The sequence below is a fragment of the Stieleria sedimenti genome, from assembly GCF_025060895.1.
Classification (GTDB): Bacteria; Planctomycetota; Planctomycetia; order Pirellulales; family Pirellulaceae; genus Stieleria; species Stieleria sedimenti.
Genome location: NZ_JANZKV010000397.1, coordinates 1 through 1,949, shown reverse-complemented (window position 1 = coordinate 1,949; position 1,949 = coordinate 1). Strand labels below are relative to the sequence as shown.

Here is a 1,949-nt window from a genome sequence, read left to right as displayed (position 1 = left end):
GCGAGTTGAGTTCGTTTTTGAGATCAGGTCATTCGCGCCGACGCGGTGACCACAGCCGTTATCCGACTGAAAGCCATCCCGTGACACTGGGTCTGAATCCCTACGAAGCACCGCACACCCAATCGTCGCCGTCCCGACGTCGCGCTCGCACATTGTGTCCGGTGTGCCATGGTCCGCTCAACCGACTACGACTCGCACTGCCTTTTTCGCGATGCTCGAATTGCAACCGTCGCATTCGACTGCGAAACTCGGCGACCGCTAGCACGCTTTCGACGTTGACCGCAATCGCCTGTTTTGTATCGCTCGTTTATTTCGAGGCCGTTCCCGGTCATCGTAGTGCTCTATTCGGTCTTCATACTCTGGTCTTCCTTGCGTTCGGTTCTCTCTGGTTCCATCTGTTTGGCCGCCCATCGCTTGCTGGCTGGTGGTTCGGACATGCGACGCACGCTACACTTGAACGTGAACGAACCGCCTTCCGCACAGAACGTGGCGGATAACCATGCCGTGCACCGGAGCGGCGTCAACGCGTTTTCTGATGGTTAGTTTTACTCTCGCCGCCCGGTGACGGCGGCCGTTATTTGCACGGAGGTAAGGCATGAATCTGGGGTTTCAATTCTTAAACGCTTCATTGGCAATTCTCTCCACTTGGCCGCCAGTCTACGACCCAACCGATGTGATGATTAAGCGTCTACGGGCACACCAGATTCGGTTGATTGGACGCGATCCCTGCGCGAATACTGGACTTCATTGCGCGCCACTTCCAGTCTATGTTGCGAATGACGTGGATTCGGTTGTTCTCCCAAGTCGTGGGTATACCCTACATGACCTCCGCTCGTTTTCGCGTCTCGGAAACTTGCGATGTATCAGTTCGATTCGATCAGTAACCGAACGCCAATACGACGTCTTAAACTCTGCCGTTTCAAAAAAGGTATGGTTTGAGTTCAACGTTCGATTAGAGAATGGAACTTTTGTCAAGCTCAGGTCACCAACTAGAGGCCGACAGAATCTGGATGCCGATGTTAATGGTGATGGTGTTGTTGACGAGAGCGAAGGAATTGAGTGGGAAACGCATGGTCGCGATCCACCGCGTGTCACAAAACGCAAATAACAATCGGATGCACGACGAGTCGCCGAGTCGTCGTTTTTGAAGTGGAAGATCTCGCGCGGCGACCGCGTGATCCGTGACGTTCTGTTGGCGAAGAATGCGAAAGTTGATTCTCATCGTCGGATGCATCTTTGCTGTCATCTTTTTTGATGTCGCGATGGGGACCGTGTCACGCCTTCTGCCTACGCAAGTTCAGGCCTTGATCGGTGGATGGGGAATGATCGCATCGTTGACGGTGATTCCCGCGATGTTTGTTTTAACGCCCGCGAAGCAGAACACGACCCGAAACTGGCCGCCCCGCATATTTCTCGCGACTGTCGTTTCGTGGTACGCAACACTGGTCTTTCGCATGCAATTCGATTTGCCGGCTGCACGTGAACTCGCACGCGAAAGCGGAGACCACACATATGACGGTGTCGGGATGAACGCTGCAATTTTGGTTACCGGTTGGATCCCTCCGTTGATCGTCACTGCTCTCTTGATTGCTGTATACTCTGCATTTACGCTTCTTCGCGTCGGTACGGACGATTTTGATGTCCATGCCGAAACGGTAGGCGAAGCAACAGAACCATGACATGAACCGAAGCGGCGGAGTTGTGGTTTTTGAAGTGGAAAATCGCTTGCCGCCGCTCGGTTATGTCTACCGTTGAACTTAATCGGCAGCGACTTCATTGGCGCGACTGTTTTCTTTTGTCGGTGCGGTGAGTGTGTGAGGGTCACAACGTGTCTGTCTTTCGGCGCGCCTGGAGGCGCTTTTGCGGTTAGCCAGTTGTGCGCGTTGGGCGTTCTTTCTGTCTCTTTCTTGGTGCTTTGCCTGGCGTTTTAACTTGCGCTTTTTGCTCGT

Annotated in this window: 3 protein-coding genes; 1 reads left to right on the top strand and 2 read right to left on the bottom strand. The window is 53.6% G+C overall.

Annotated elements, in window-relative coordinates:
• Positions 1 to 982 precede the first annotated feature (982 nt).
• Positions 983 to 1,222 (bottom strand): hypothetical protein, encoded by a 240-nt coding sequence (locus tag NZK35_RS34210; protein ID WP_259637019.1) that lies wholly within the window; start codon positions 1,220 to 1,222, stop codon positions 983 to 985.
• Between NZK35_RS34210 and NZK35_RS34205 the strand changes: the two genes are divergently transcribed.
• Positions 1,212 to 1,679, top strand: a complete 468-nt coding sequence (locus NZK35_RS34205) for a hypothetical protein (RefSeq protein WP_259637018.1) — start codon at positions 1,212 to 1,214, stop codon at positions 1,677 to 1,679. The genes NZK35_RS34210 and NZK35_RS34205 overlap by 11 nt on opposite strands.
• Positions 1,680 to 1,757: 78 nt before the next feature.
• Here NZK35_RS34205 and NZK35_RS34200 read toward each other — a convergent pair.
• Positions 1,758 to 1,949 (bottom strand): hypothetical protein (locus tag NZK35_RS34200; RefSeq protein WP_259637017.1); only part of this gene is annotated, 192 nt, incomplete at its 5' end.